General features: G+C 39.9%; 19 protein-coding genes. 4 read left to right on the top strand and 15 right to left on the bottom strand.

Annotation, left to right across the window (positions count from 1 at the left end):
* Window positions 1–12: 12 nt before the first annotated feature.
* The 8 genes from rpiA to tkt all read right to left on the bottom strand — a co-directional run bounded on the left by rpiA (window position 13) and on the right by tkt (window position 14,148).
* Window positions 13–711 carry a ribose-5-phosphate isomerase RpiA gene (gene rpiA / locus H3T57_RS07035; protein WP_110439287.1) on the bottom strand — a complete coding sequence of 233 codons (699 nt, stop codon included), beginning with the start codon at window positions 709–711 and terminating at the stop codon, window positions 13–15.
* A gap of 41 nt (window positions 712–752) precedes the next feature.
* Window positions 753–1,505, bottom strand: a complete 753-nt coding sequence (pgl, locus tag H3T57_RS07030) for a 6-phosphogluconolactonase (RefSeq protein ID WP_110439286.1) — start codon at window positions 1,503–1,505, stop codon at window positions 753–755.
* 105 nt (window positions 1,506–1,610) lie between these two features.
* Window positions 1,611–2,420 carry a Cof-type HAD-IIB family hydrolase gene (locus H3T57_RS07025; RefSeq protein ID WP_198193650.1) on the bottom strand — a complete coding sequence of 270 codons (810 nt, stop codon included), beginning with the start codon at window positions 2,418–2,420 and terminating at the stop codon, window positions 1,611–1,613.
* A 196-nt stretch (window positions 2,421–2,616) separates the two neighbouring features.
* The gene (gene nifJ / locus H3T57_RS07020; RefSeq protein WP_232349789.1) at window positions 2,617–6,192 is read right to left on the bottom strand and encodes a pyruvate:ferredoxin (flavodoxin) oxidoreductase; all 3,576 of its coding nucleotides are present in this window, start codon (window positions 6,190–6,192) and stop codon (window positions 2,617–2,619) included.
* 49 nt (window positions 6,193–6,241) lie between these two features.
* Window positions 6,242–7,870 carry an NAD(P)-binding protein gene (locus tag H3T57_RS07015; RefSeq protein WP_198193649.1) on the bottom strand — a complete coding sequence of 543 codons (1,629 nt, stop codon included), beginning with the start codon at window positions 7,868–7,870 and terminating at the stop codon, window positions 6,242–6,244.
* A 256-nt stretch (window positions 7,871–8,126) separates the two neighbouring features.
* Entirely contained in the window at window positions 8,127–9,110 is a 984-nt protein-coding gene (gene gnd / locus H3T57_RS07010) for a phosphogluconate dehydrogenase (NAD(+)-dependent, decarboxylating) (RefSeq protein WP_198193648.1), read from the bottom strand.
* A 72-nt stretch (window positions 9,111–9,182) separates the two neighbouring features.
* Complete coding sequence (locus H3T57_RS07005; protein WP_198193647.1) at window positions 9,183–12,023, bottom strand: bifunctional transaldolase/phosoglucose isomerase; 2,841 nt, start codon at window positions 12,021–12,023, stop codon at window positions 9,183–9,185.
* Between the two features lie 70 nt (window positions 12,024–12,093).
* On the bottom strand, window positions 12,094–14,148 hold the full coding sequence (tkt, locus tag H3T57_RS07000; RefSeq protein ID WP_198193646.1) for a transketolase: 2,055 nt from the start codon (window positions 14,146–14,148) through the stop codon (window positions 12,094–12,096).
* A gap of 392 nt (window positions 14,149–14,540) precedes the next feature.
* On the opposite strand from tkt, the gene H3T57_RS06995 reads away from it, so the two are divergent.
* The 3 genes from H3T57_RS06995 to H3T57_RS06985 all read left to right on the top strand — a co-directional run bounded on the left by H3T57_RS06995 (window position 14,541) and on the right by H3T57_RS06985 (window position 17,788).
* A complete protein-coding gene (locus H3T57_RS06995) occupies window positions 14,541–15,074 on the top strand; it encodes an ankyrin repeat domain-containing protein (RefSeq protein WP_155566194.1) in 534 nt (177 codons plus the stop codon).
* Between the two features lie 31 nt (window positions 15,075–15,105).
* A complete protein-coding gene (gene hisC, locus H3T57_RS06990) occupies window positions 15,106–16,176 on the top strand; it encodes a histidinol-phosphate transaminase (protein WP_198193645.1) in 1,071 nt (356 codons plus the stop codon).
* Window positions 16,177–16,246: 70 nt separating this feature from the next.
* On the top strand, window positions 16,247–17,788 hold the full coding sequence (locus H3T57_RS06985; RefSeq protein WP_198193644.1) for a carbohydrate porin: 1,542 nt from the start codon (window positions 16,247–16,249) through the stop codon (window positions 17,786–17,788).
* Between the two features lie 66 nt (window positions 17,789–17,854).
* Here H3T57_RS06985 and dhaL read toward each other — a convergent pair whose 3' ends face one another.
* The 5 genes from dhaL to H3T57_RS06960 form a co-directional block, all read right to left on the bottom strand.
* Window positions 17,855–18,499, bottom strand: a complete 645-nt coding sequence (dhaL, locus tag H3T57_RS06980) for a dihydroxyacetone kinase subunit DhaL (RefSeq protein ID WP_155564803.1) — start codon at window positions 18,497–18,499, stop codon at window positions 17,855–17,857.
* 5 nt (window positions 18,500–18,504) lie between these two features.
* Window positions 18,505–19,503: a dihydroxyacetone kinase subunit DhaK gene (locus H3T57_RS06975; protein WP_122124222.1), complete on the bottom strand. Its 999-nt coding sequence runs from the start codon at window positions 19,501–19,503 to the stop codon at window positions 18,505–18,507.
* A 35-nt stretch (window positions 19,504–19,538) separates the two neighbouring features.
* Entirely contained in the window at window positions 19,539–20,294 is a 756-nt protein-coding gene (locus H3T57_RS06970; protein ID WP_155564801.1) for an SDR family oxidoreductase, read from the bottom strand.
* 19 nt (window positions 20,295–20,313) lie between these two features.
* Window positions 20,314–21,591, bottom strand: coding sequence for an MFS transporter (locus H3T57_RS06965; RefSeq protein ID WP_347400969.1), 1,278 nt, complete (start codon window positions 21,589–21,591; stop codon window positions 20,314–20,316).
* 64 nt (window positions 21,592–21,655) lie between these two features.
* Window positions 21,656–22,771 carry an alcohol dehydrogenase catalytic domain-containing protein gene (locus H3T57_RS06960; RefSeq protein ID WP_230882806.1) on the bottom strand — a complete coding sequence of 372 codons (1,116 nt, stop codon included), beginning with the start codon at window positions 22,769–22,771 and terminating at the stop codon, window positions 21,656–21,658.
* Window positions 22,772–22,981: 210 nt separating this feature from the next.
* Here H3T57_RS06960 and rpiB point away from each other — a divergent pair, with 210 nt between their 5' ends.
* The gene (gene rpiB / locus H3T57_RS06955; protein WP_198193643.1) at window positions 22,982–23,440 is read left to right on the top strand and encodes a ribose 5-phosphate isomerase B; all 459 of its coding nucleotides are present in this window, start codon (window positions 22,982–22,984) and stop codon (window positions 23,438–23,440) included.
* A gap of 67 nt (window positions 23,441–23,507) precedes the next feature.
* Here rpiB and H3T57_RS06950 read toward each other — a convergent pair whose 3' ends face one another.
* Together H3T57_RS06950 and H3T57_RS06945 are read right to left on the bottom strand one after the other, a co-directional pair.
* On the bottom strand, window positions 23,508–23,831 hold the full coding sequence (locus H3T57_RS06950) for a DUF1971 domain-containing protein (protein WP_110439274.1): 324 nt from the start codon (window positions 23,829–23,831) through the stop codon (window positions 23,508–23,510).
* Window positions 23,832–23,902: 71 nt separating this feature from the next.
* On the bottom strand, window positions 23,903–24,958 hold the full coding sequence (locus tag H3T57_RS06945) for a Gfo/Idh/MocA family protein (RefSeq protein WP_198193642.1): 1,056 nt from the start codon (window positions 24,956–24,958) through the stop codon (window positions 23,903–23,905).
* Between the last annotated feature and the right edge of the window lie 202 nt (window positions 24,959–25,160).

Genomic DNA, 25,160 nt, shown 5'->3' with positions numbered 1-25,160 from the left:
TGATGTGTTCCTTTACTTATATAAATGCTGAATCCCGTTATAGCCCGCGACTAAAGCTTCATCCGTACAATTAATAAATAAACCGCTTTCGATAACCCCAGCAATCGAAATGATATCTTTCTCTAGTCGCACAGGATCGTCAATAATTCCAAAATCACAATCGAGAATCATGTTCCCACCATCCGTCAGGAAAAAATCAGGATGATCATTCTTGACCCGAACTTTTATTGATGCTCCAATTTTTTCCAAATGTTTCATTGTGGCTTCCCAACCGAAAGGGGTAACCTCAACTGGAACAGGTGTATGCTCACCAAGCTTATCGACTAATTTACGTTCATCAACGACTATAACAAATTTTTTGGCTGCATAGCGAACAATTTTTTCTCGTAATAAAGCGCCACCCAACCCCTTAATTAACTGTAATCCTTGATGCGTAACCTCATCTGCCCCATCAATGGCAATATCCAATTCTGGACATTCCCCCAATGTTGTCAGTTCAATTCCGTAAGATTCGGCCAGCTTGGCCGACGCAATCGAGGAAGGCACACCTTCAAAACGCAACCCTTCCTCTTGCCACCGCTTGCCTAAAGATCGGATAACACATGCCGCGGTACTCCCACTTCCCAATCCGACTTTCATCCCTTGCGAAACTAATGAAGCCCCTATTTTTCCAAGCTGCTCTTTATATTTAACGATTTGTTGTGCATCCATCTCTATCTAGTATTCTTTCGTTATCCAATTACCGACCGCTTTTATTCACCACCGGCCGCTTTATCCAAAATCCAGTGAACCTCTCCTTCCGTTTCAATTTTTGAAGAGGGATATATTGCATTCTCTTCCCTTACCTCACGGAAAATCTTAACCTTGTTTTCTCCACTCACTACAAATATAACCAAACGGCTGGAAGCAATTGCTGGATAGGTCAATGTCATTCTTCTATGAGGGGCGTCTTTTGGTTGACACCAAGAAACCCACTTCTGTTTTTCCTCCAAAACAGCTGTGTCAGGAAAAAGTGAAGCCGTATGACCATCTGTTCCCAGTCCCAATAAAACGATATCAAATAAGGGTTCCCCATTCTTCAATACCCTTGATCCATATTCATGCTGTAGATTTTCTTCGTATAATCGCGCAGCTTTTTCCACATCTTCTAAAATAGGCATCGGATGAACATTCCTAAATGGAATATTCACATGATTAAGCAAAGCCTCGGTAACCATACGAAAATTGCTGGCTTCATCCGTATAGGGCACCATTCTTTCATCACCGAAAAACAGATGCAACCGTTCCCAAGGCAGTCGATGACTGTAAGTCTCTCCCCCTAATAATTCGTATAATTTTTTAGGTGTGGATCCTCCTGATAACGCTATCCTGAAAACCGCATCCTTTTTTTCCTCAATCTGGTGCAAAATGATATCAGCCAGGTAATTAGCCTGTGCATTTGCATCGGGTAAGACAAGAACATATCCGGTTTTCGCATTATGCCCTTTTTCCATATTGTCTGTCATAGATAACTCGTTCTTTATAATTTTTATGTACCCCTTCCCGGGATTCAACAATTCAGGTTACAAAATAAAACCATTATTTCACAACTTAAAATATTTTCATTTAAATTAAAGTAAAAATTGATTAACAGCATAAGCCCATCCATTTTCCTCATTCGTACGTGCAATATGATGAGCATATTGTTTTACCCTTTGACTTGATTGTCCCATAACAATCGGCATTCCTGCAATTTTCAGCATCGGAATATCATTATCCATATCCCCTATACAGGCCGTTTTACTTAACGGAATTTTAAGTAATTCCGCTATTTTCTGAGCTGCAAATCCTTTATTTGCCTTTACATGAGAGATATCCAGATAATTTTTTGAAGAATGAACTGCGGAAACTTCCCGGCCATGACGTCGTTTTATCTGTTGTGCTAGATTATCAAGTAAAACAGTATCCTGGGAAATACCCATGATTTTTATTGTATCCGTTACATGATCTTGAATGTTTTGAATAATTTTCGGCTGCAATTGCAAGGCTTTTTGTTCATGCTCCACAAAGGCGCTTTCAGTAGTAAATACGAACCATTCAAGACTACTATAAAGCCATATTTCAATTTTATGCTTCTGGAGCATGTTGCATATATCGAGAATCAGGACAGGATTCATGCAAATTCTGGAAAGGATATTTCCTTTTACATCAAGAATTTCTCCGCCATTCAATGCGGCAAAAGGCAACTCTATTTTCAATTGCTCCAAATACAAACGCATACCCAAGGCAGGCCTGCTACTTACCAGGGACAATCCAATCCCTGCCTGTTTCATTTTATGAACAGCATGAATGGTTTCATTTGTGACAATTTTATTGTTTGGTATCAATGTTCCATCAATATCCGAAATTAACAACCGAATTGCTGGAGTTGTTTTATTCAAGATTGACACTTTCCAACTGTATTAAAATGTTTTAGAACCATCCAAAAAGCCATTTTTGATTTTCTAATAATCAATTGGAAAAATATTATATTCACAAATTGATAAAAATATGACGATATATAATTGTCAAAATATAAAAACACCCCTTGACCGCAATCGTCAAGGAGTGTCATCAATCACATATTTTAATTTAGTCTCAATGTTTTAATCCCAATACAACAGGATTGACTTCATCCGTTTCAATTGATGCCAGGGCCTCATATTGTTTATAACGACGGTCAATTGCCTTTTGTGCATTTTCCATAATTTCCTCGGCATCATTCGGACGTATCCGTTTTAGATTCCGATATCTGATTTCATTACCCGCATATTCTTTTAAAGCAATACGTGGTCTGGCTGAATCCAGTTGGAAAGGATTTTTACCAATTTTCCGCATCATAGGATCAAAACGGAATAATGGCCAATAACCGGATGCTGTCGCCAATTTTTGTTGGGTCAATCCATGGCGCATATCTATTCCCTGTCCAATGCAGTGGCTGTAGGCAATGATCAACGATGGCCCATCATAAGCTTCGGCCTGGCGAAATGCTTTTAGGGTATGTTGCGGATTGGAACCCAAGGCAACCTGGGCAACATAGACATTATCATATGTCATGGCCATTAACGCCAAATCTTTACGGATTGTTTCTTTTCCCTTTGATGCAAATTTGGCAATTGATCCGAACGGTGTCGCCTTTGAGGCCTGACCTCCTGTATTGGAATACATCTCTGTATCCAGCACGAGGATATTGACATTTTCACCTGACGCTAAAACATGATCCAAACCACCATAACCAATGTCATAGGCCCAACCATCTCCACCAACAATCCAGATACTGCGACGGATAAAGTAATCAGCCAATGCCAATAAACGTTTTGCATCATCACTGTTAAGCCGAGCTAAACGTGTCTTCAGCATTTTTACCCGTGAACGTTGGGCCTGAATTTCAGATTCTTCTTTCTGTGATGAATTCAAAATCGCATCAGCCAGATCCGTACCGACCTCTTCCCTCAATCGCTTCAATAAATGACTGGCCACTTCTAGCTGTTTGTCAACAGCAATCCTAAAACCCAATCCAAATTCGGCATTATCTTCAAACAAAGAATTGGACCAGGCTGGGCCCTGTCCTTCTCCATTTACAGACCAGGGCGTTACAGGCAGATTGCCACCATAGATTGATGAACAACCAGTCGCGTTGGCAACTTGCAAGCGATCTCCAAACAACTGGGTCAATAATTTCAGGTAAGGCGTTTCCCCACATCCGGCACAGGCACCAGAAAACTGAAATAAAGGTTCCAGAAACTGCACACCCCGTACATTCGAAAAATTAACTTTGCTACGATCATCAACCGGTAAAGTTTCAAAAAACAAAATATTCCTTTTTTCTCTTTCAAGCAGGGATTCCTTTGCTGTCATATTGATTGCCCTGGTTTCGGGCTCAATAGGACTTTTCGCTGGACATACATCAACACACAAAGTACACCCTGTGCAATCCTCCACGTAAAATTGCAAAGTATAATTAATATTTGGATATCCCCTAACTTTTAAAGGTGCCGTCTTAAATCCCTCTGGTGCTTTTTCCAGATAACGATCATGGTAAGTTTTGGAACGTATCACACTATGTGGACAAACATAGCTGCACTGACCACATTGCACGCACAGATCCTCTCGCCATTCAGGAACAAAATCCGAAACGTTACGTTTTTCATAAACGGCTGTTCCGGAAGGAAAAGTTCCATCGGCCGGGATCAAGCTTACCGGAATTTGATCCCCCTTGCCCGCAAACATAGGAGCAATAACCTTATGAACAAACTCTGGTGCATCTGCTGGAATAGAATATTCAAGATCGATATTGCTTGATACACGGTCTGGAACCCTTACTTGCTGTAAGCTATCGCAGGCTGCATCAACAGCCCTGTAATTTTGCTGTACAACATCCTCACCTTTTACAAGATAGGTTTTCCTGATCGAATGTTTGATATACTCAATCGCTTTATCCCTTGGAAGAATATCCGAAATTGCAAAAAAACAGGTTTGCAAAATCGTATTGGTGCGCATACCCAACCCAACTGCCTGGGCAACTTTTGAAGCATTAACAACGTAAAATCTTAATTTCTTTTCAATAATACGCTGTTGTACCAAACGAGGTAAATGTTGCCAAATTTTATCTGCATTATAATGCGCATTCAGCAGAAAAACTCCACCTTCCACCACATGTTCAAGAATATCCTGACGATAAAGAAAATGAAAATGATGACACCCAACAAAATCGGCACGTTGAACCAGATAGGCCGCCTTGATCGGAATTTTACCAAAACGTAAATGGGACACAGTCTGCGCACCGGATTTATGAGAATCATAAACAAAATACCCCTGTGCATATTCCCCTGCATCCTCAGCAATAATTTTCACGCTATTTTTGTTGGCCCCAACGGTTCCATCCGCACTCAATCCAAAAAACATGGCGCGTTTAATTTGATCACTATCAATTGTAAAGGATGAATCATAGGTTAAACTGTTATGGGTTAAATCATCCTGGATACCGACTGTAAAACCATGTCGAGGATTCTCTGTCTTTAACTCATCAAATACGGCCTTGACCATTGCAGGGGTGAAATCCTTGGATGAAAGACCATACCTACCACCGATAATCAAGGGCAAATCCCTTCTTTTCCCCCTTGAGACAGCCTCGGCCAAAGTCGCCATCACATCTAAATATAAAGGTTCCCCCAACGCACCTGATTCTTTTGTGCGATCCATAACTGCAATTCGTTTGACTGAGGTAGGCAGGAATTCGAGAAATTTTTCTGAAGGAAAAGGACGATAGAGACGAATTTTTAAAACACCAACAGATTCCCCCTGTTTTATGAGGGCTTCAGCTGTATTGTCAGCAGTTTCGGCAGCGGATCCCATCAATACGATAACATGTTCTGCCCGAGAATCCCCAACATATTCAATCAGATCATGGTAACGCCCTGTTAAATCCCCTAAACGCTTTACGTATTTTTCAACAAGTTTGATAACCCGGTTGTAATATGGATTAACCGCTTCACGTGCCTGGAAAAATGTGTCAGGATTATGAGCCGTTCCTCTAATAAAGGGTTTTTCGGGATTTAGGGCCCGTTCACGATGTGCAATGACAAATTCATCATCGATCATTTTGGCCATAATCTCATCAGATATGATATCCAATGTGTTTAATTCATGAGACGTACGAAAACCATCAAAAAAATGAATGAAAGGTACACGTGCCTCCAATGTAACGGCATGCATAATCAAGGCCAAATCATGGGCTTCCTGGACTGATGCAGAACAGCACATGCCAAAACCTGTCATTCTGCTTGCCATGACATCAGAATGATCCCCGAAAATTGACAGGGCAGAAGTTGCAACAGAACGTGCTGCCACATGAAAAACCGTCGAGGTCAATTCACCAGCGATCTTGAACATGTTTGGCAACATCAACAACAATCCCTGTGATGCCGTAAAGGTTGTTGTTAACGCCCCTGTTTGTAAAGAGCCATGTACTGCTCCTGCAGCACCACCCTCACTTTGCATTTCCTGAACAAGGGGAATATTTCCCCAAATATTTTTAATTCCCTTTGCCGCCCATTCATCAATATGCTCAGCCATCGGGGATGAGGGCGTAATCGGAAATATGGCACAAACCTCATTAACACGATAAGCAATATGGGCAACTGCAGTATTGGCGTCCATTATTGTATTAGTCATCTATAACCATCCTCTCTTGAGACGTTATCTGCATGTAATATTAATATATTTAGATATTTTCAGCTGTCATATCAATTGCTTGGCATGGACAGGATTCAAAACAGACCGCACATCCCGTGCAACGATCCATATCCAGTAAATACCCTTTTCCCACTCCGGCTTTGGTTAAAGCATCCTCTGGACAAGCTGCCAGACAGTTATCACACTCATAGCAATTTCCACAGGAAAGACAGCGTTTGGCTTCATACAGAGCTTCTTTTTCATTAAAACCGATTAATGTTTCCGTAAATCCAACACGCTTTTCAACAGGCAATTCCTTTTGTAGGATCTGAGGTGTATCCTCCAATAAGGGAAGATGTAAATCCGTATAATAGGTAATCGGATTTTTTTGGGATACGATAAAGGGTTTATTATCCAGCCAAGCATTAATGAACCGAGCAGCCTTTTTACCAGAACCCACAGCATTCGTGATACTTCGAGGACCGTCAATAGCATCCCCGCCCGCAAATATGCCAGAAACCCCGGTCATCATCTGGGCATCAATAACCAGAGTCCCCTTTGAATCAAATTCTATTCCTTCAATATTTTGCAAAAAATGATTATCAGGTTGCTGTCCCAATGCCATAATAACGGTATCCATCTGTATTTCCTCCATCTCCTCGGATGGTTCCGGACGAGCATCCTGGCCAATGATCATTTTCCGTAAAATCACCCTGTCTTTAAAAACAGAATCAATTGTCCTCATACATTTAAATTGAGTGCCTTCTGCCTCTGCATCCTTAATCTCAAATTGATGCGCCTCCATATGCGAACGATCCCAAAAGAAAATAACCGTTACTTTTTGCGCCCCTGCACGAAAGGCTGTTCGAGCGGCATCCATCGCTGTATTTCCGGCTCCATAGACCAAAACGTTTTTACCGATTTTTGGATTTTTCCCAGCACTGACATCACCCAAAAACTCTATGGCTGACAAAAGATGCGCTTCCTTATCAATTGGAATATTTAACAAACTTGGTTTTGTAGCCCCTATTGCCAAAAAGACCGCATCAAACCGTTCCTCCTGCTTTTCTTTCAATAAGTCCCTCACTGGATCATTACATCTGATCTTGACCCCCATCTGTTCAATCCGATGAATATCAAGCTTTAGAATATCTCTCGGTAAACGATAAGCGGGAATGCCATAACGCATCATGCCTCCAGGTTCAGGAAAAGCCTCACGTATTACAACTTCATGCCCCATACGACACAAATGATAAGCTGCTGATAACCCCCCAGGTCCAGCTCCAACAATTAAAATACGTTTACGATTAGGATTATCTGCAACGGAAACTTGCCATCCCCGGTCATTAGCCATATCCCCCAAAAACCGTTCAACAGCGTGAATGGTGACAGATCCATCCAATTCTTTACGATTACATGAACCTTCACATGGATGATAACATGCCCGCCCGTGAACTGCAGGCATGGGATTATTATCAAGAATATGTTCCCAAGCCTCTCTAAACTTTCCCTCTTGAGCAAGGGAAAGCCACCCTTGTATATCCTCACCGGCGGGACAAGCATAATTACATGGTGGTAAATGGCGATTATAAACAGGATATAATTTCCTTACCGGCCCACCAAACTGTTGTTGAGTCATATCAATGACCGGACTCATATCGTGATGTTTTGTTCCCATTAGATGATACCCTTAAATTATATCTTGTAGATTTTTATAATCTTTATGAAAAACCATTATGCTTATGTATGTTGTTAGAAAATTATTATGTCATAAACCATTCAATAGCGAATTTTGTTTAATGTAATGTTAGTAAAATAAATTTGATTTATTTCACTAACTCCATATATTCCTTATATATTTTGTATAAAATTTATAAAAAAAAGCCTTAATCCTCACGATTAAGGCCTTTTCCAATAAAATTGGAAAATTTATATTATTTCTTTTCTACATGGCCACCAAAACCAAAACGCATTGCTGACAACATCTTTTCGCCAAACGTATTTCCTGAACGGGAACGAAAACGGGTGAATAAAGCGGAAGTTATAACGGGGGCAGGAACAGCCTCTTCAATTGCGGCTTCAATGGTCCAGCGCCCTTCTCCCGTATCTGCAACATCACCTTTAAAACCTGCAAGAGTACCATCCTTTGCAAGCGCATCCGCACATAAATCCAACAACCACGACGGAATAACGCTGCCACGACGCCATACTTCTGCAATATCTGCCATATTCAAATCAAAACGTTCATCTTCGGGTAAACGATCTGACCCTTTGGTACGCATGATATCAAACCCTTCTGCATAGGCCTGCATCATACCGTATTCAATACCGTTATGAACCATTTTGACAAAATGTCCAGAACCTGCGGGACCACAATGAAGGTAACCTTTTTCCGCACGGGGATTCAAATTGGCATTACGTTCCTTTGTACGTGGAATATCGCCCATTCCAGGAGCCAAAGAGTCCAAAATCGGATCAATATGGTCAACAGCTTCCTTACTGCCACCATACATCATGCAATATCCACGTTCCAGACCCCAAACGCCACCGGAAGTTCCAACATCAACATAGTGAATACCCTTTGCTTCCAGCATTTTTGCACGACGTATGTCATCTTTATAGAACGTGTTTCCACCGTCAATAACGATATCCCCTTTATTTAACATATCTCCAAGACTTTTGATTGCCTGTTCTGTCACTTCACCACAAGGCAACATAATCCAAACAATTTTTGGGGAAGGCAATGCTTCTACCAAAGATTTCAAATCATCGACAATGGTACTTTTAGGAGCTTGATTATGAATTTCCTCACTTTTGCTGCGCGTACGATTTAACAGAACAACTTCATGACCATGACGAGCCAAACGAATTGCCATGTTACCACCCATTCTGCCCAAGCCATACATACCTAGTTTCATAGTTAATTTCTCCATTCTCATCACAATAAGTTTATATCTTGCGGTAATCGTAAGATATAAACGTTGATTAATCTACAGAATATTTAAAATTGATTGGCTTAATTTATCCAATCCAACTTTCATATTCCCTTTTACATGAATACGGATAACCCTTCTATCCCGTTCCGATAATACATCGAAATCACCACGAGCTTGTGCTTCCTTCACAATTCCAAATGTGTATTTTTCACCGGGAACAGGCAAATCATGATCATCATCGGCAGTGATCTGTAAAAATACACCACTATTGGGTCCACCCTTATAAGCCTGTCCAGTTGAATGCAAAAACCGGGGACCGAATTCAGCCGCTGTTGCAACCTTTTTCTTGTCTCTTATAGCCAGACGTAATTTCTGGATCCACTCCCGTGTTGCCAAATCACGTTCAATATAGGCCAAAACAGCAACATAATCCCCTGCAGCAATTTCATTGAAAAAATTTTTCAAGGCTTCGGAGATTGTGGAAAGACCTTTTAATTTTGCAATTTCAACCTTACCTGCATAAAGATCAAACCCTTGCTCTTGAACGATTGGGGTAATAACGGGAAGAGAACCTTTTTCATTATAAGCAGTTGTAATTTTCTTGGTTTCAATCTTACTGGCTTCAACATCGGGTTGATCAAAAGGATTAATTCCAATGAAAGCACCCGCCACAGCGGTTGCAAATTCTGTTTGGAAAAAAGTCTGAACAATCTGTGCTTTATCATGTAGATTTATTGTCACAACAGGCTGTTGAGCCGCTTTTAATTCAGCAATTGCTTTTTCCTGTTGAGGATCAATCTTATTCTCCAACCGTAAATAGATAAATAGACGATCCTTTCCATAGACAGATGGTACAGTCAAGGTTTCCTCATCTATAGGAATGATTCCTTTACCAACCTTACCCGTTGATTCTGCCAAAAGTTGCTCAAGCCATGAACCTAAGGAGCCAATATCAGGTGAGGCTATGATTGTAAATTTATCCCGTTTGAATTCAGCAACACCAACCCCGAAAATTGCCCCGAGTTGAACTCCCGGATTTTGTGCCGGTGGAGATCCTGCAGAACAAGCTTTTTCCATTCGTTGGGCCGAATACAGGATTTCCTGTAAAGGCAATCCCGCCGCGGCTGCGGGAACAATTCCAAAATTAGATAAAACGGAATAACGCCCACCGATTGATTTCAAGCCGTAAAAGATTTTCCAGAAACCATCCTGCTTGGCCACATCTTCCATATGGGAACCCGGATCAGTGACCGCAACAAAATGCTGTCCCACTTTGTCACCCAGCACCTTTTTGGCTTCATTGAAAAAATACGCCTTAAGAATATTAGGCTCCAGAGTGCTGCCTGATTTCGAAGAAACAATAAACAGGGTTGTCGCAATTGTCACTTTCTGCTGGAAGCTGTGCACTTGCTGTGGATCAGTGCTATCCAGGACATGAAGACGCGGAAAACCAGCCTGATGTCCAAAAACCTCTCCCAGAACTTCAGGACCAAGACTTGATCCGCCCATACCTAGTAAAAGGATATCGGTAAAACCTCTATTCCTGACTTCTTTTTGGAATTCCTCCAGTTCAGCAAGATTTTCAACCTGTTGATCAACAATATCAAGCCAACCGAGCCATTTATTCTCATCATTTCCCGTCCAGACAGAAGATTCACGATCCCACAGTTTGCGGACTGTACCATTCTTACGCCATTTATCCAGACCAGTTTTTACAGCGATTTCATAATCTGAAGGTAAATCAAACTGCAAATGAGTTAGCTTATTCCCCTGTAATATCATCTGCTTTTCACCAACAGAACCCAATAATTGATCAAAAGCGTCGGCAAATGAATTAACACCGTCTTCCAACAACTGATCCGTAACTTTTTTTAAATCAAGGTTCAAATGTTCAGCCTCAGCCAGAATCTTTTTAGCTTCATCAATATTTTGTTCCAGGGTGTCAGCCACAGTACCATGATCTCTAAAAGCATCCATGGTGGCAGGTGGAATTGTATTGACAGTATCCCTACCAATCAGTTGATCAACATAAATAGTGTCTGGAAATGTCTTATCCTTGCAACTTGTACTGGCCCATAATAAACGTTGGGGTTTCGCTCCTGCAGCCTCAAGTTTTTTCCATCGGTCACTTTGCATCACTTCAAGATAATGCTGATAAGCAAGTTTTGCATTTGCAATGGCAACCTTGCCACGAATAGCTTTTAATGCACCGCTTTCCTTATCCCCTGCGGCGATCCTTTGATCAATTTGCTTATCAATGGCCGTATCAATACGACTAATAAAGAAAGAGGCCACACTGGCAATATGCGCAATATGATGCCCCTTGGCAAGATGCGCTTCAAGCCCCTTGATATACGCTTCAAGAACCTGTTTGTACATATCCAAGGAAAATAGTAAAGTTACATTAACATTGATTCCCTCGGCAATGGCCCCTTCAATAGCGGGAATACAAGGTGCTGTTGCTGGAATCTTGATCATAAGATTCTTTTCAGCAACCCTTTTCCATAATCGGCGTGCGTCTTCCAACGTTGCATGCCCGTCCATAGCGATATATGGAGAAACCTCCAAACTAACATATCCATCCAGCCCATGGGTTTTTTCCCATACAGGATACAATACTGAACAGGCCGCACGGATATCATCAATCGCCATTGTTTCATATAAGGTAACAACATCGGTGATTCCCGAAGAAATCAGTTGTTTAAATTGTTCATCGTAGTCAGTGCCATGCCCCATTGCCTTTTCAAAAATTGAAGGATTGGAAGTAACGCCCTTTAATCCATCTTCATCAACCAGTTTTTTTAACCCACCGCTTTGTGTAAATGAACGCTGGATAAAATCTAGCCAAGGTGATTGTTTATACTGTTCTAATTTAATGAGAGGGTTTTCAACCATTTCTATTTCTTTCCTTAAATATGCTGCGACAAAAAATCCTTCTTAATAAATTAAGAAGGATTCACAACATTTACCTTGTCAATTGTTCCTGTGCCGCTTGTAAAACAGCTTCAAGAGTAAACCCGAATTTTTTCTGTAGATCACCATAGGGAGCAGAGGCACCAAAACCACGCATAGCGATGATTGCACCGGTTGTTCCAGCATAACGATCCCATCCAATGGGAGATCCCTGTTCAACCGCGACACGTGCTGTTATATCAGGAGGCAAAACCTGATCACGATAAGACTTGGACTGTTCTTCAAAAAGTTCCCATGAGGGCATTGAAACAACCCGAACCTTTTTTCCGGATTTTGTTAAAACCTGATAAGCTTCCATAATCAAACCAACCTCGCTTCCTGTCGCCATGAGAATCAAGTCTGGCTTACCTTCACAATCCGCAATAACATAAGCACCCTTTTTAAGCCCTTCTGCCGAAGCATATTGATGGCGGTCAATTGTTGGCAAATTCTGACGACTTAATGCCAGAATGACTGGTTTAGAATTTTCCTGCATCGCATATTTCCATGCCTCGACAACCTCGTTTGCATCGGCGGGACGAAAAACAACAAGATTAGGCGTTGCCCTAAAGTGAACCAACTGCTCAACTGGCTGATGTGTCGGACCGTCCTCACCAACCCCGATACTATCATGCGTAAAAATATATATGACCGGCAAATGCATCAATGCAGACAAACGAATGGGATTTTTCATATAGTCAGAAAAAATGAAAAATCCTGCGGCATACGAACGCAAACCGCTTAAGGCCATTCCGTTGACAATTGCCCCCATGGCATGTTCACGAACGCCAAAATGAAAATTCCGTCCATCATATGTACCGCCATAAGCAGGATTCTGAAAAACTCCAGCCCCTTCAAAATCCAGATTGCTTTTATTAGAGGGGGCAAGATCTGCAGATCCACCGATTAACCAGGGCACATTCTTTGCAATGGCATTCAATACCTTTCCTGAGCTAGCCCGCGATGCAACCCCTTTGGCATCAGGCGCAAAAATTGGAATATCCTTGTCCCATCCCTTTGGTAGGCGATGATTTAAAATATCCTCGATCTCTTGACCCAACTCGGGATATTTCACCTTATAATCCGCAAACAGCGTATGCCATTTTTGATAGGCTGCAGCCCCTCTTTTACCAATATTGGCTTTAAAATGATCCATTACACCATCAGGGACAAAGAAATCTTTGTCTTCAGGCAAACCAAGATTCTTTTTGGTCGCCTTAACTTCTTCCACCCCAAGCGGTTCACCATGCGCTACTGATTTTCCCGCTTTATTAGGAGAACCATACCCGATAACACTATCAATGACGATGAAACTTGGCATGTCTTTATTTTGACGCGCTTGATCAATCTTATTTTGGAAATCATTGATATCGTTACCATCTTTCACATGATAGATCTTCCATCCTGCAGCTTCAAAACGTTTTTCAACATTTTCTGTAAAGGCAATATTGATATTGCCCTCGATCGTAATACGGTTCCGATCATATACCCAGATAAGGTTACCTAACTTCAAATGTCCTGCAAGAGAGGCCGCCTCATAGGAAATCCCCTCCATAAGATCACCATCACCGCAAAAGGCATAGACGTGATAATCGAACAAAGGAAATTCTGGTCGATTATAACGTGCAGCAAACCATTCCTGGGCAATCGCCATTCCCACAGACGTTGCAATCCCTTGAGCTAAAGGTCCTGTTGTGGTTTCAATTCCGGTGGTATGCAAATACTCTGGATGACCGGGCGTTTTTGAATTGAGCTGTCTGAATTGACTTAAATCTTCAAGGGTTAAGGCTGGTTTGTTTTCCACTTTACCTTGACGTGTCACTTCCTTAATACCGCTTAAATGAATCATGGCATATAAAAGGGAACAGGCATGACCACCTGACAAAACAAAACGATCGCGGGCCGGCCACAATGGATTCGCAGGATCATAATTTAAAATATTATTCCATAAGGCATATGTCGCGGGTGCCAAGTCAAGCGGCGTACCTGGATGACCAGAGTTAGCTTTCTGCACTTGATCAATTGCAAGTCCACGAATGGTATTAATACATACCTTATCCATATTCATTCAAGTCTCTCCATCAAACAACTTTTAAAATAACTTCGTTAATCATAAATTTAATCGTTTTTTTTAAATCAATTTATATCACCCAATAAAAAAGGAAAAAAAATCGATTGTTCAAATTACAAAAATTTTATCCTACAAAGCTATCAATTAACTTAAGATCGAATTGTTAATATTCCGATAAATTCTGACCCCTGCCAAATGTTCAATTAATAAAACATTTTATCTGTAATCAATTTTATCGATTATATTAAATTATATTAAAATCATACACTTTTATAAAACTTTCTCCTATAAAAGAAATCTTATTTTTCTTGATCTTTCTTTTTTATACGCGGCACTATAAAATAAAAACCAGATTTTTGTTCATTAACTCTCAATAATATGGCAATACCATGACGGTTTCATCTTCTCTTGATTCTAGTTCTTCCCCTGAATTCACTTCACAGGAAATAGAAACGCTTTATTTCAATTCTGCTAGAGAAGGTTCACTTCCTTTGCTTGAAGAATTCATCGCCGCGGGTATGAATATCAATCATCAGAATGAAAAAGGCTATACTCCTCTCATCTTAACCACTTACAATAATCATCATGATGCAACGGCTTTCCTATTAAAAAGCGGGGCAAATCCTGATCTGCGGGATAAAACAGGTGCAACGGCTTTAATGGGCGTAGCTTTCAAAGATCATGTTGAAATGGCCAATCTTTTAATTAAGGCTGGTGCCTCGGTTGATATTCCCAATAATCTAGGACGCACACCTTTGATGTTTGCAATCCTTTTTAACCGAAACGACATGACTGAAATTTTATTAAAAGCCGGGGCGAACCCTCTGCACGCCGATGGGGAAGGCATTACACCCTTAAAACTTGCAGAACAACAGGGGAATAAACATCTAATATACTTACTTGAAAACTATCAAAACATTTAAATTTCATAATTTTTTAAATAGGTATATCCTTATGCAAAATCGTTATTGGAGTTCTTTTGTCAAAAATTTAGTTCCTTACACACCTGGGGAACAACCCAAAGTAAATAATCTTATCAAACTTAATACAAATGAAAATGCGTATGATATATCCCCCAGCGTATTAAAAGCCATACAGACAAATACCAACAATTTATTAAAATTGTATCCCGATCCTACATCCCAGGCCCTTTGTCAATCCTTGGCTGATTTGCACCATGTCCAACCAGACCAGGTTTTCGTCGGTAATGGCTCTGATGAGGTACTTGGATTTGCCTTTCATGCCTTATTAAAACATGAAAAACCTATTCTCTTTCCAGATATAACCTATAGTTTTTACCCTGTTTACTGCAATCTTTTCAATATTGACTATAAAACCATTCCCCTAACCGAAAATTTCAAGATTGACCTTGAACAATATGATGCAGAGGATGCTTGCGGGATCGTCATTGCCAACCCCAACGCTCCAACTGGCTTGCTGATTGACCAGGAGACAATCCGGCATTACCTTGAAACACACCCTGAACAAATTGTTATTATCGATGAAGCCTATATAGATTTTGGTGGAAAATCGGTTATTCCCCTTATCAATCAATTACAAAATCTTCTTGTTGTTCGAACTTTCTCGAAATTTCACGCCTTTGCAGGATTACGGGTTGGTTATGCAATTGGAAACACACAATTAATTGAGGGTATTAAACGTGTAAAGGACAGTTTTAATTCATATCCCTTAGATCGATTGGCACAAATTGGTGCGATTGCATCAGTAAAAGACATTCAATGGTCTGTTAATAATGCCCGACAGATTATCAAAAACAGAGATTACCTGATCAACGCCCTTTCTGAATTAGGATTCACAACTCTCGATTCAAAATCAAATTTTGTTTTTACATCTCATCCCGAGATATCTGGTGAAAAACTTGCAATTCAGTTAAGAAAAAATAAGATTTTGGTAAGACATTTTAATCTCCCACGAATTCAAAACTGGCTTAGGATAACAATTGGCACAGAAAAAGAATGTCAAATCCTGATACAGGTCATAAGCACAATAATATCAACTAATTGACAATACAAAATAAATAAGATTAACTTAAAATTTATATTAGTAACAATCATTTGAAATGAGGTGTGTTATAATGTCTCATCCCTATTCCCAGCTTTTTTTTTCAAAAAAAAATGATTTATCCAAAATTGTTTTAATTAATTTTGTTATATATCAAGCGCTGATTAATCAACATTCTGCATATGCGGTTGGAAATTCCCCTATTGTTAATCAGGGCGCATCTCCATCAACAAATATTAGCGGTGCAACCCCGGTAAAAAAATCCCCTCCACCAGCCACAATCCTTGATAAGGATACAGGTCAGGCACCCGAAAACAACGATATGTTATTGGGAAATATTTTGGGATTACGTTCCCTTATGGCACAATATGGTCTGACCCTCACCCTGGTGGATGTCAATGAGGTATGGGGAAATCCTTATGGGGGGATCAAGCAGGGTGCTGCCTATACAGGTTTGACCACAGTTACCTTGAACTGGGATCCCGAGAAAGTGACAGGAATTAAGAATGGTCTTTTTAACATTAGCGCCCTGCAACTTCGAGGACGGGCTTTTACGGCAGAAAATATAGGAGCCTATAACTCTACCAGTGGTTGGGAAGGCGATCGCTCGACACGCCTATGGGAACTATGGTATCAACAGGGGTTTTTCGATAATAAAATGACCATTCGCATCGGGAAATTAAGTTTGGACCAGGAGTTTAACATCAGCGATTATGCAACGCTATTCATTAACTCCTCTTTTGGATGGCCCATGATTCCATCAGTCAATACCTATAGTGGAGGAATTGACTATCCCGTTGCCTCTCCTGCAATCCGTTTCAGTTTTCAACCCAATGATCACTGGACGGACCTTTTTGCAGTTGCGGACAGTAATCCCAACAATGTTTCTTTTTGCAATCCATCCGGACCATTTACCTGTGATCCGTATTCCAAGCATCAATCAGGAACACATTTCAATTTTACTACCGGGGTATTCATAACCAATGAAATTCAATATCATCTGAATCCTGGCAATGAAGATGATGAAAAATATACAGCTTATCCTGGAACTTATCGGTTGGGAGCTTATTTTGATAGTTCAAAATTCCCGGATCAACGTTATAACAGGGATGGGGATCCATTAGGAAATCCGGACAATCCCCAAACAATGCTCAACCATCGCCATACCTGGTCAGTTTATGGAATTATGGATCAAATGATATGGAGAAACCCGGGAAACAAAAAAGAATCTCTTGGCATATTTGGAAGAATACAAGTCAGCCCAACTGACCGCAGCCCCATCAATTATGCAGGAGATGCAGGGATTGTCTATAAGGGACTTCTCAATCGGGAACATGATTCCCTAGGTTTTGGCTGGGGATTTGCCCATACTGGCAACCGTGCCAGACATTATGACCGTGATTACCGCAATTTTGCGGATCCATACTGGTGTGTTCGAAAAACAGAACATCATATCGAGCTCGCCTGGCAAATACAGGCCACATCATGGCTAGAGCTAAAACCTGATTTTCAATATGTCTTCCGTTCCGGTGGAGGATTAAATCTTGAGGAAAATAGTAAAAAGAAAATTCCAAATGCCGCCATTTTTGGATTGAGATCTACGGTCAACTTTTAAAAAAAGATTATATACATTATCGATAAATCGATAATGTATATAACTTGTATTTTATTTTTTTAAAATTTAGGAAATTCTTTTCGAAATACTGTCCGCAAGTTGCGTTAACAGCAAGCAGCAAGAAGTTGCACCAGCATCCAAAATGCCTTTTGAACGTTCACCCAAACGACTGGCACGACCTATTTTTGCAACAAGATTGCGGGTGGATTCCTTACCATCATGTGCTGCCTGTTTCATAATAATCAAAGCTTCATGAAATGTTTTTCCGGATTCATTCGCTTTTTTGAATCCTTCAATTGCAGGCATTAAAGTATCAACCAAACATTTATCACCCTGTTTGGCAGAACTAATTTCCTGTAATTCATGCAACCCTTTTGAAAGCATTTCCTTGAATTCATTTGAATTCAAGGTATTTTTACCTTGAATTGCCTCAGCCCATCCAGCAAAAATACTGCCATATAAAGGCCCCATTGAACCACCAATCCCCTCCATCAGGGAATCACTTAATATTTCAAAGGCTTCTGACAATGAAAGATTTTTCCCATCAATACGATGTTTGCAAATGTTAAATCCCTTTGCCATATTGATCCCATGATCACCATCACCGATCGCACCGTCAATCTCACTTAAATAATCACGGTTATTCACGATACAGCTGATTAGATCATCAACAATCTCGGTGCCATTTTCAATCTTAGCCACTTCTGTCATGCCATTTACTCCTGTACCAAACCCAAAGAACGTGCAGGAATATCAATCAGTTTTTTTAATTCCGCATCTAATTTCATAACGGAAAGCGTCACACCCATCATTTCAAGAGAAGTAAAATAATTTCCTACATAACAGCGATGGATCTTGACATTTTTAGCCTTCAAAAGACGTTCAACCTCTGCATAATAGATATAAAGCTCCATAACAGGTGTTGCTCCAAGGCCGGAAACCAGCACGACCACTTCAGATCCGGGTTCAAAAAGACCTTCCTCCATGATTGGATGAAGCATGGTTTCCGCCATCTCTTTTGCCGTTTCTATAGGAACAACCTTGATTCCAGGTTCACCATGATGGCCAATACCCAATTCCATTGTTCCTTTTTCAATATGAAAATTTGGTTTTCCAACTGCAGGAATAGTACAAGAACTCAAGCCAACCCCAATTGAGCGACAGTTATTTATTGCTTTTTGGGCAGCGGCAATAACACCATCAAGATCATATCCTTCGGCAGCGGCAGCCCCACCAATTTTCCACATAAGGATTTCACCCGCAACACCGCGGCGTTTCTCTATTTCACTGGCTGGTGCGGAAGCGACATCATCATTGGCAACAACTGTTTTGACTGTAATACCAGCGGCTGTGGCCTTCTTTATTGCCATCTTGACATTCATATTATCGCCAGCATAATTGCCGTATAAACAAGCAACACCAGCACCTGAATCTGCGGCTTTCATTGCATCCAAAAATGCACCAGCAGTGGGAGAAGAAAAAATTTCCCCAATTGCAACCGCATCAACCATATTTTTACCCACATATCCCAGAAAGGCTGGTTCATGACCGGAACCGCCACCTGTAATAATGCCAACTTTACCTTTTTTTTCTGAACCTGAATATTTTAGAACTCTAGAATTATCCGTTTTTTCAAAAAATTCTGGATGGGCGACGACATATCCCTCGATTGCATCTTCAACGACTAAATCTGGATCATTAATAATTCTGTTCATTGTCATTATTTATTCTCATTATTTTTTATTTCTTTTTATTGAATGGTAAATCCACCATCAATGACTAAATTAGCACCATTCACAATAGATGCTTCAGAGCTGGCAAGATAAACAGCTGCAGCGGCAATCTGTTCGGGTTCAGCAAAACGGCGCATGGGAATTTGCGCCTTCATATCCTCACCAACTTTACCTGCCCATGCTTTTTTCCCAAGTTCCGTCAAAACAACGGTTGGAGAAATCGCATTAACATTGATCCCATGAGGTCCCCATTCCAATGCCAATACATGTGTCAATCCAATAACACCTGCCTTACTGGCACAATAAGCAGCATGTTTTTGCAAGGCGATAACCCCCGCCTGTGAAGCCATATTAATAATGGATCCACTCTTTTGTTTTAACATCACGTTTCCCACTGCCTGGGCAACCCAATAGGTACCAGTTAAATTAATATTAATAGTCGCATTCCACATTTCCTCACTGAGCGTTTCAGCTGCATCAAGCAAAGCAACACCCGCACAATTTACAGCAATATCTATACGACCAAAATGATCAACAACTTTTTTTACTGCCTGATCAACCTGTTTTTTATTCGTTACGTCAACCTGGATACCAATAGCATTATCTGGACCTAGATTTTTTGCAACTTGGTCAATGGTATCAAGTCGGTCCAACAACGCTACCTTTACACCTTTTTGTAAAAAAGTCCGAACAATCTCGTTTCCAATACCGGCAGCCCCCCCGGTAACAAGTGCAGTTTTACCTGATAAATCAAACATTTGATTTGTTGACATAAATCTCTCCTTTAATAGGCTATAATGTTTCTTCTATTGCCACACCGACTTCTCGATCGATTGTTTCATTTTTATATTGTTGAACCTTGACAAAAATCATTAATGCTGCAGCAACAAAATAGAGCCCGATATAAATATACATCACCCCGAAATTACCAATGATCCCTTGAAAAAGCATGACAATTGCATAACCAAAAAAGTAACTCATTCCCGCACCAAAATTAAGAATTGACATGGCCGCACCCTTATTTTCAGGGGCAAGATTTGGCATAATGGCTGATAAAGGGACAAATGCTGCAAGTAATGCACCATATACAGCGGCGCATATTTTTATGGTAAAAAGATCCGCATGAATAGAAATGCAATAGGTATATGCAATAACGCTCAATGCGCAGCCTATACAGCCAAACCACATAACAACATTACGCCATCCCAATTTGTCACTTGCGGCTCCAAAGATAAGATTGAATACAACATTACCCATCCATAAATACACGGCAACCTCAAGCCACGCATTTTCAGCATATCCCATACCAAATAAAAAAGTTGGCATAAAAACTGAAAAACCGTAAGCGGCACTTGTATTAATCATCCGGACAAGACCACCAATCCCCACTTTTGGTTTTTCATAAACAATCGTTAAACCTTTTAACAAATGTTTTAATGAATGGGTTTCATCATCTTCTGGATAATTATTTTGGGCAGATTTTTTTCCACTTAAACTCAATGCAATAACAGCACCTACAGCAACAAAAATCAATGCTGTCCACAATAAATGCAGATTTTCCATATGGAAATAATAAAGCATAATATTTGAATAGCCAGTTCCCAGAACGGAAATCCCTCCTGCATAAACAAGCCAGAACATACCGACAGCCCCTCCCAAGCGTTCACGAGGAGCCTCATAAGCAACGGAAACTAGAAAACCATAAGCGAACAGAGGATAAGCAAGCCCCCGCACTGCATAGGTAGGTAATATGACGCTAAAATTATAAGTTGGAATACCAAAAACCAAAAAAAGAAATGACCCTACAAAAAAAAGGACAAGTCCAATGGTCATCACTTTCCGAACCCCGAAAATCTCTGCCAAAACACCTGAAAGCCATGATGAAATGGCGACCATCAATCCATAAACCGTGAAAATGGTAGAAGCCTGATGTGCAGTTAGACCATGCTGTTGTAAAAAGGGAGACAACCAGTTCTGTTCCAGCCCTTCACCAGCCATGAAAATTAATACTCCAAAATAACCCAACATCAATTTTGGAGAAATGAAAAGTCTCTCTATGACTTTGTTCACGCGCAGGCCTCCCTCTTAGTAAATAAATTACTTTCAAATAATTAGATGGCTAAAATTCAATAAATTATAAATTTGGATCGAGTACGACCTTTAAAGAACCCACTCCTTTTTTCATTATGTCAAAAGCTTCCTTAAAATCTTTTAATGGGAAAACATGCGTTACAACGCCCTCCGTTGGAAAATCACCATTTTGTATTCCCTTGATCACCATGGGATAGCAATAAGGACCCAAATGTGATCCCAAAACATCCAACTCCTTACGATCGCTAATGATACTCCAGTCAACCGATACCGGGTCTTTGAATACAGAAAATTCAACAAAACGACCAAGCTTGCGAATCATTGACAGACCCTGTTCTACTGATTTGCCTGCACCCGTAGCTTCAATATAAATATCGCAACCATATCCTTCGGTCATATCCTTGATTTTCTTGACAACATCTTCACGGGCTGGATTCATCACGATATCAGCACCGAATTTCTTAGCCAATGCTAAACGATCATCATTCAAATCAAGAACAACCAGTTTGTCGGGACCGGATTTTTTCAATGCACCAATCATACCTAAACCCAGAGTGCCCGCACCAGATAGCACCACAAAATCTCCCAACTTAACGCTTGCACGTTGCACGGCATGTAATGAACAGGCATATGGTTCAACCAGAACAGCCTGTTTCATGGGAAGATCATCTGGCAAATGATAGTTAATCGCTTCTTTAGGCAATTTTATATATTCTGCCATGCCGCCATTAACGTTGTTTTGAAAACCGTAAAGATCGTGTTTTTCACACATCCAGTATTCACCACGTTTACAGAAACGGCATTCCCAACAAGGAACAATTTGTTCGGAAATAATACGGTCATTCAGTTTGAAATCTTTGATTTTATCGCCATAGGCAACAACATGCCCAATAAATTCATGACCGGGTATCATGGGAGCCTTAATATAGGCAGGTTGCTTTTCATCCCCCCAAAAACTTGGTGCCCCATCAAATGCTTTGGTGTCCCCAGCGCAAATTCCACACGCCTCTACTTTAACAAGAATTTCTTCAGACCCAATTTGTGGTACAGGAACCTCTTCCAAACGGTAATCATGTGGCGCATAAGCAACAATTGCTTTCATTGTCTTGGGAATATTATCTATTTTTGTAATAGAAGGTTTACCGTTTTTTTCCATCATTTTTCTCTGCTCATCTGTAATGTTTACTATGATGATCAGCCAGAATATATTCAAAAACAAATAAACTTCTTGTGATCTTTTAATCTAAATTACTTGTATATTTATTGGTGAAAAACTTTATAAAATACATACTATAAATGGAAATCTTTAAAAATATTTTTAATACACCAATACAATGAAATATTTTGAGAAATTTTAAGGAATATAAAAATGCCTTCTATTGCTATCGGCTGCGATGATGCTGCTGTTGACTTAAAAAATAAAATCGTAGACTGGCTTCAATCCAACAATATTGAAGTGACAGACTACAGTAGCGATTCCAATCGCGATTCAAATCTGTATCCGGATATTGCCTGGTCTGTAGGACAGGCAATCAAGTCCGGCAAACATGAAAGAGGGATTTTGATTTGTGGCACTGGAATAGGAATGGCAATTGTTGCAAATAAGATACCCGGCATTCGTGCGGCTCAATGCCATGATACCTATTCCGCCGAACGGGCCAGAAAAAGCAATAATGCACAAATCATCACATTAGGTGCCCGTGTTATCGGTAAAGAACTGGCAAAAACAATCCTTCAGGCCTGGCTTGATTCTGAATATGAAAAAGGTAGATCAGAGCCTAAGGTAAAAAGAATTGCGTATTACGAAGATAAAGCAATTTCCGAGTAATCCTACATAATTCCATAGACTATTAATTGGTATCGATTAATAGTCTATGGAACAGGAGATACCCGTATCAATCATTTGACGAAACTGTATAAAAAGATAACTGACAGGTCATATCCTCACTGCAGGAAGCGATTTTATGATATTGGCGTGGCTTTATCATTTCAGGTTGATGCACAACTGAATATTCAGTTTCTTTCTCAATTTCTTTTTTATCATTCAAAAATTCCATTACCAAAGATCCTGATAATATCTTTAATTTTGCCCAGACACCCTCTTTTGTATTATGGCATTCCTTGAAAGATTTTGGTAAAGTTTTTACATTCCATATTGGCAAAGTTTTATAGCAAACCAATTTACCATCCCCATAATTCTGTTTTACAGCATTCATCATTTCCTCATTATCTATTAAAAATAATCATGATTTAGATTCTATACTTAAATATATTCCAATTTTTTATAAATTTACTCAATTTTATTATCAGACCTATAAAAATCGGGACATTTCAAGACAGGTATTGCAATTTCCTGACCTTTTTTTTGAGATTCAATACAGAATTCGGCCACATAAGTCGCCATATATCCCCGCCATGCGTCCGGACCTTGTAATTTTCCAACCAGACATTCATTAATGAATTCCTGTATTTCAATATTATAGGCTTCCAAAAACCAATCCTGCCAATTTGCCAAAATTTGATCATACTGTTTTTCATGCTGGCATATTGAAACAGCAGCAGGAGCGGGTAAGCTGGCCACACCTTCTTCACCCACAATTTCACATTTGATATCGTAACCATATTGACAGTTTACAAATAATTCCACATTAATTCTGATTCCTGATTGGGTTTCCAAAAGTGCAAACTGAGGATCCTGCAAGCCTTTTGGCGCTTTTGATGTTTTACGGATTGGAATCATACTTACGGTAACAAATTCATCGTTCAACAACCAACGAAATATATCCAGTTCATGAATTAAGGTATCCGTTATAACCATTTCAGATGTAAAATTCTCTGGACACTCCTGATTCCTATGTGCCGCATGTATCATCAGGATCTGGCCTAATTTTTTATCTTGAATGATTTTTTTCAGTTCTTGATATCGCCGATCATAAGAGCGCATAAATCCAACCTGAACTAAACGTTTTCCATATGTTTGCTCAGTCTCGATGATCGCTTGACATTCCTCGATTGTCGTTGCCAGCGGCTTTTCACAAAAAATGAATTTTTTTGCCTCAATGCCAGACAATATATATTCCGCATGGGTTTTACCTGAAGAGGCAATGATAATTGCATCCACCTCTTTCGCTTGAATCAAATCGTTCCCTGATTCATATGCTTTAGCATCCAATCCATATGTGGAAATGGCATTCTGTGCAGATTTTTTATCAATGTCACTGACAGCAACAACCTCGACTCCTGATAAAAAGTTCGTACATCGTTTGATATGATCCTGACCAATAGCTCCAGTACCAATGATTCCAATCTTTAACGTTTTGTTACCTGATATTTGTTTAATCATCATCGAACTCTTTTCTTGGATTTTTTATTTAAACAAAATGACAAAAAAATAAATAAAATATTTCTGTCATTATCCAATTAAATATAATAGTTATATAAACTACTGAACTGTAATAACAATAAAACTATTTATAATTACGAACAAATATTTTTTTATTAAAAATTTCTATTTCAATCTTTTATAAATAGAATGAAATTACTTTGAA

This window comes from Commensalibacter sp. W6292M3 (assembly GCF_016101315.1).
GTDB lineage: Bacteria > Pseudomonadota > Alphaproteobacteria > Acetobacterales > Acetobacteraceae > Commensalibacter > Commensalibacter melissae.
Note: the sequence above shows the minus strand (reverse complement) of the source record. Positions and strands in the feature narration are given on the sequence as shown.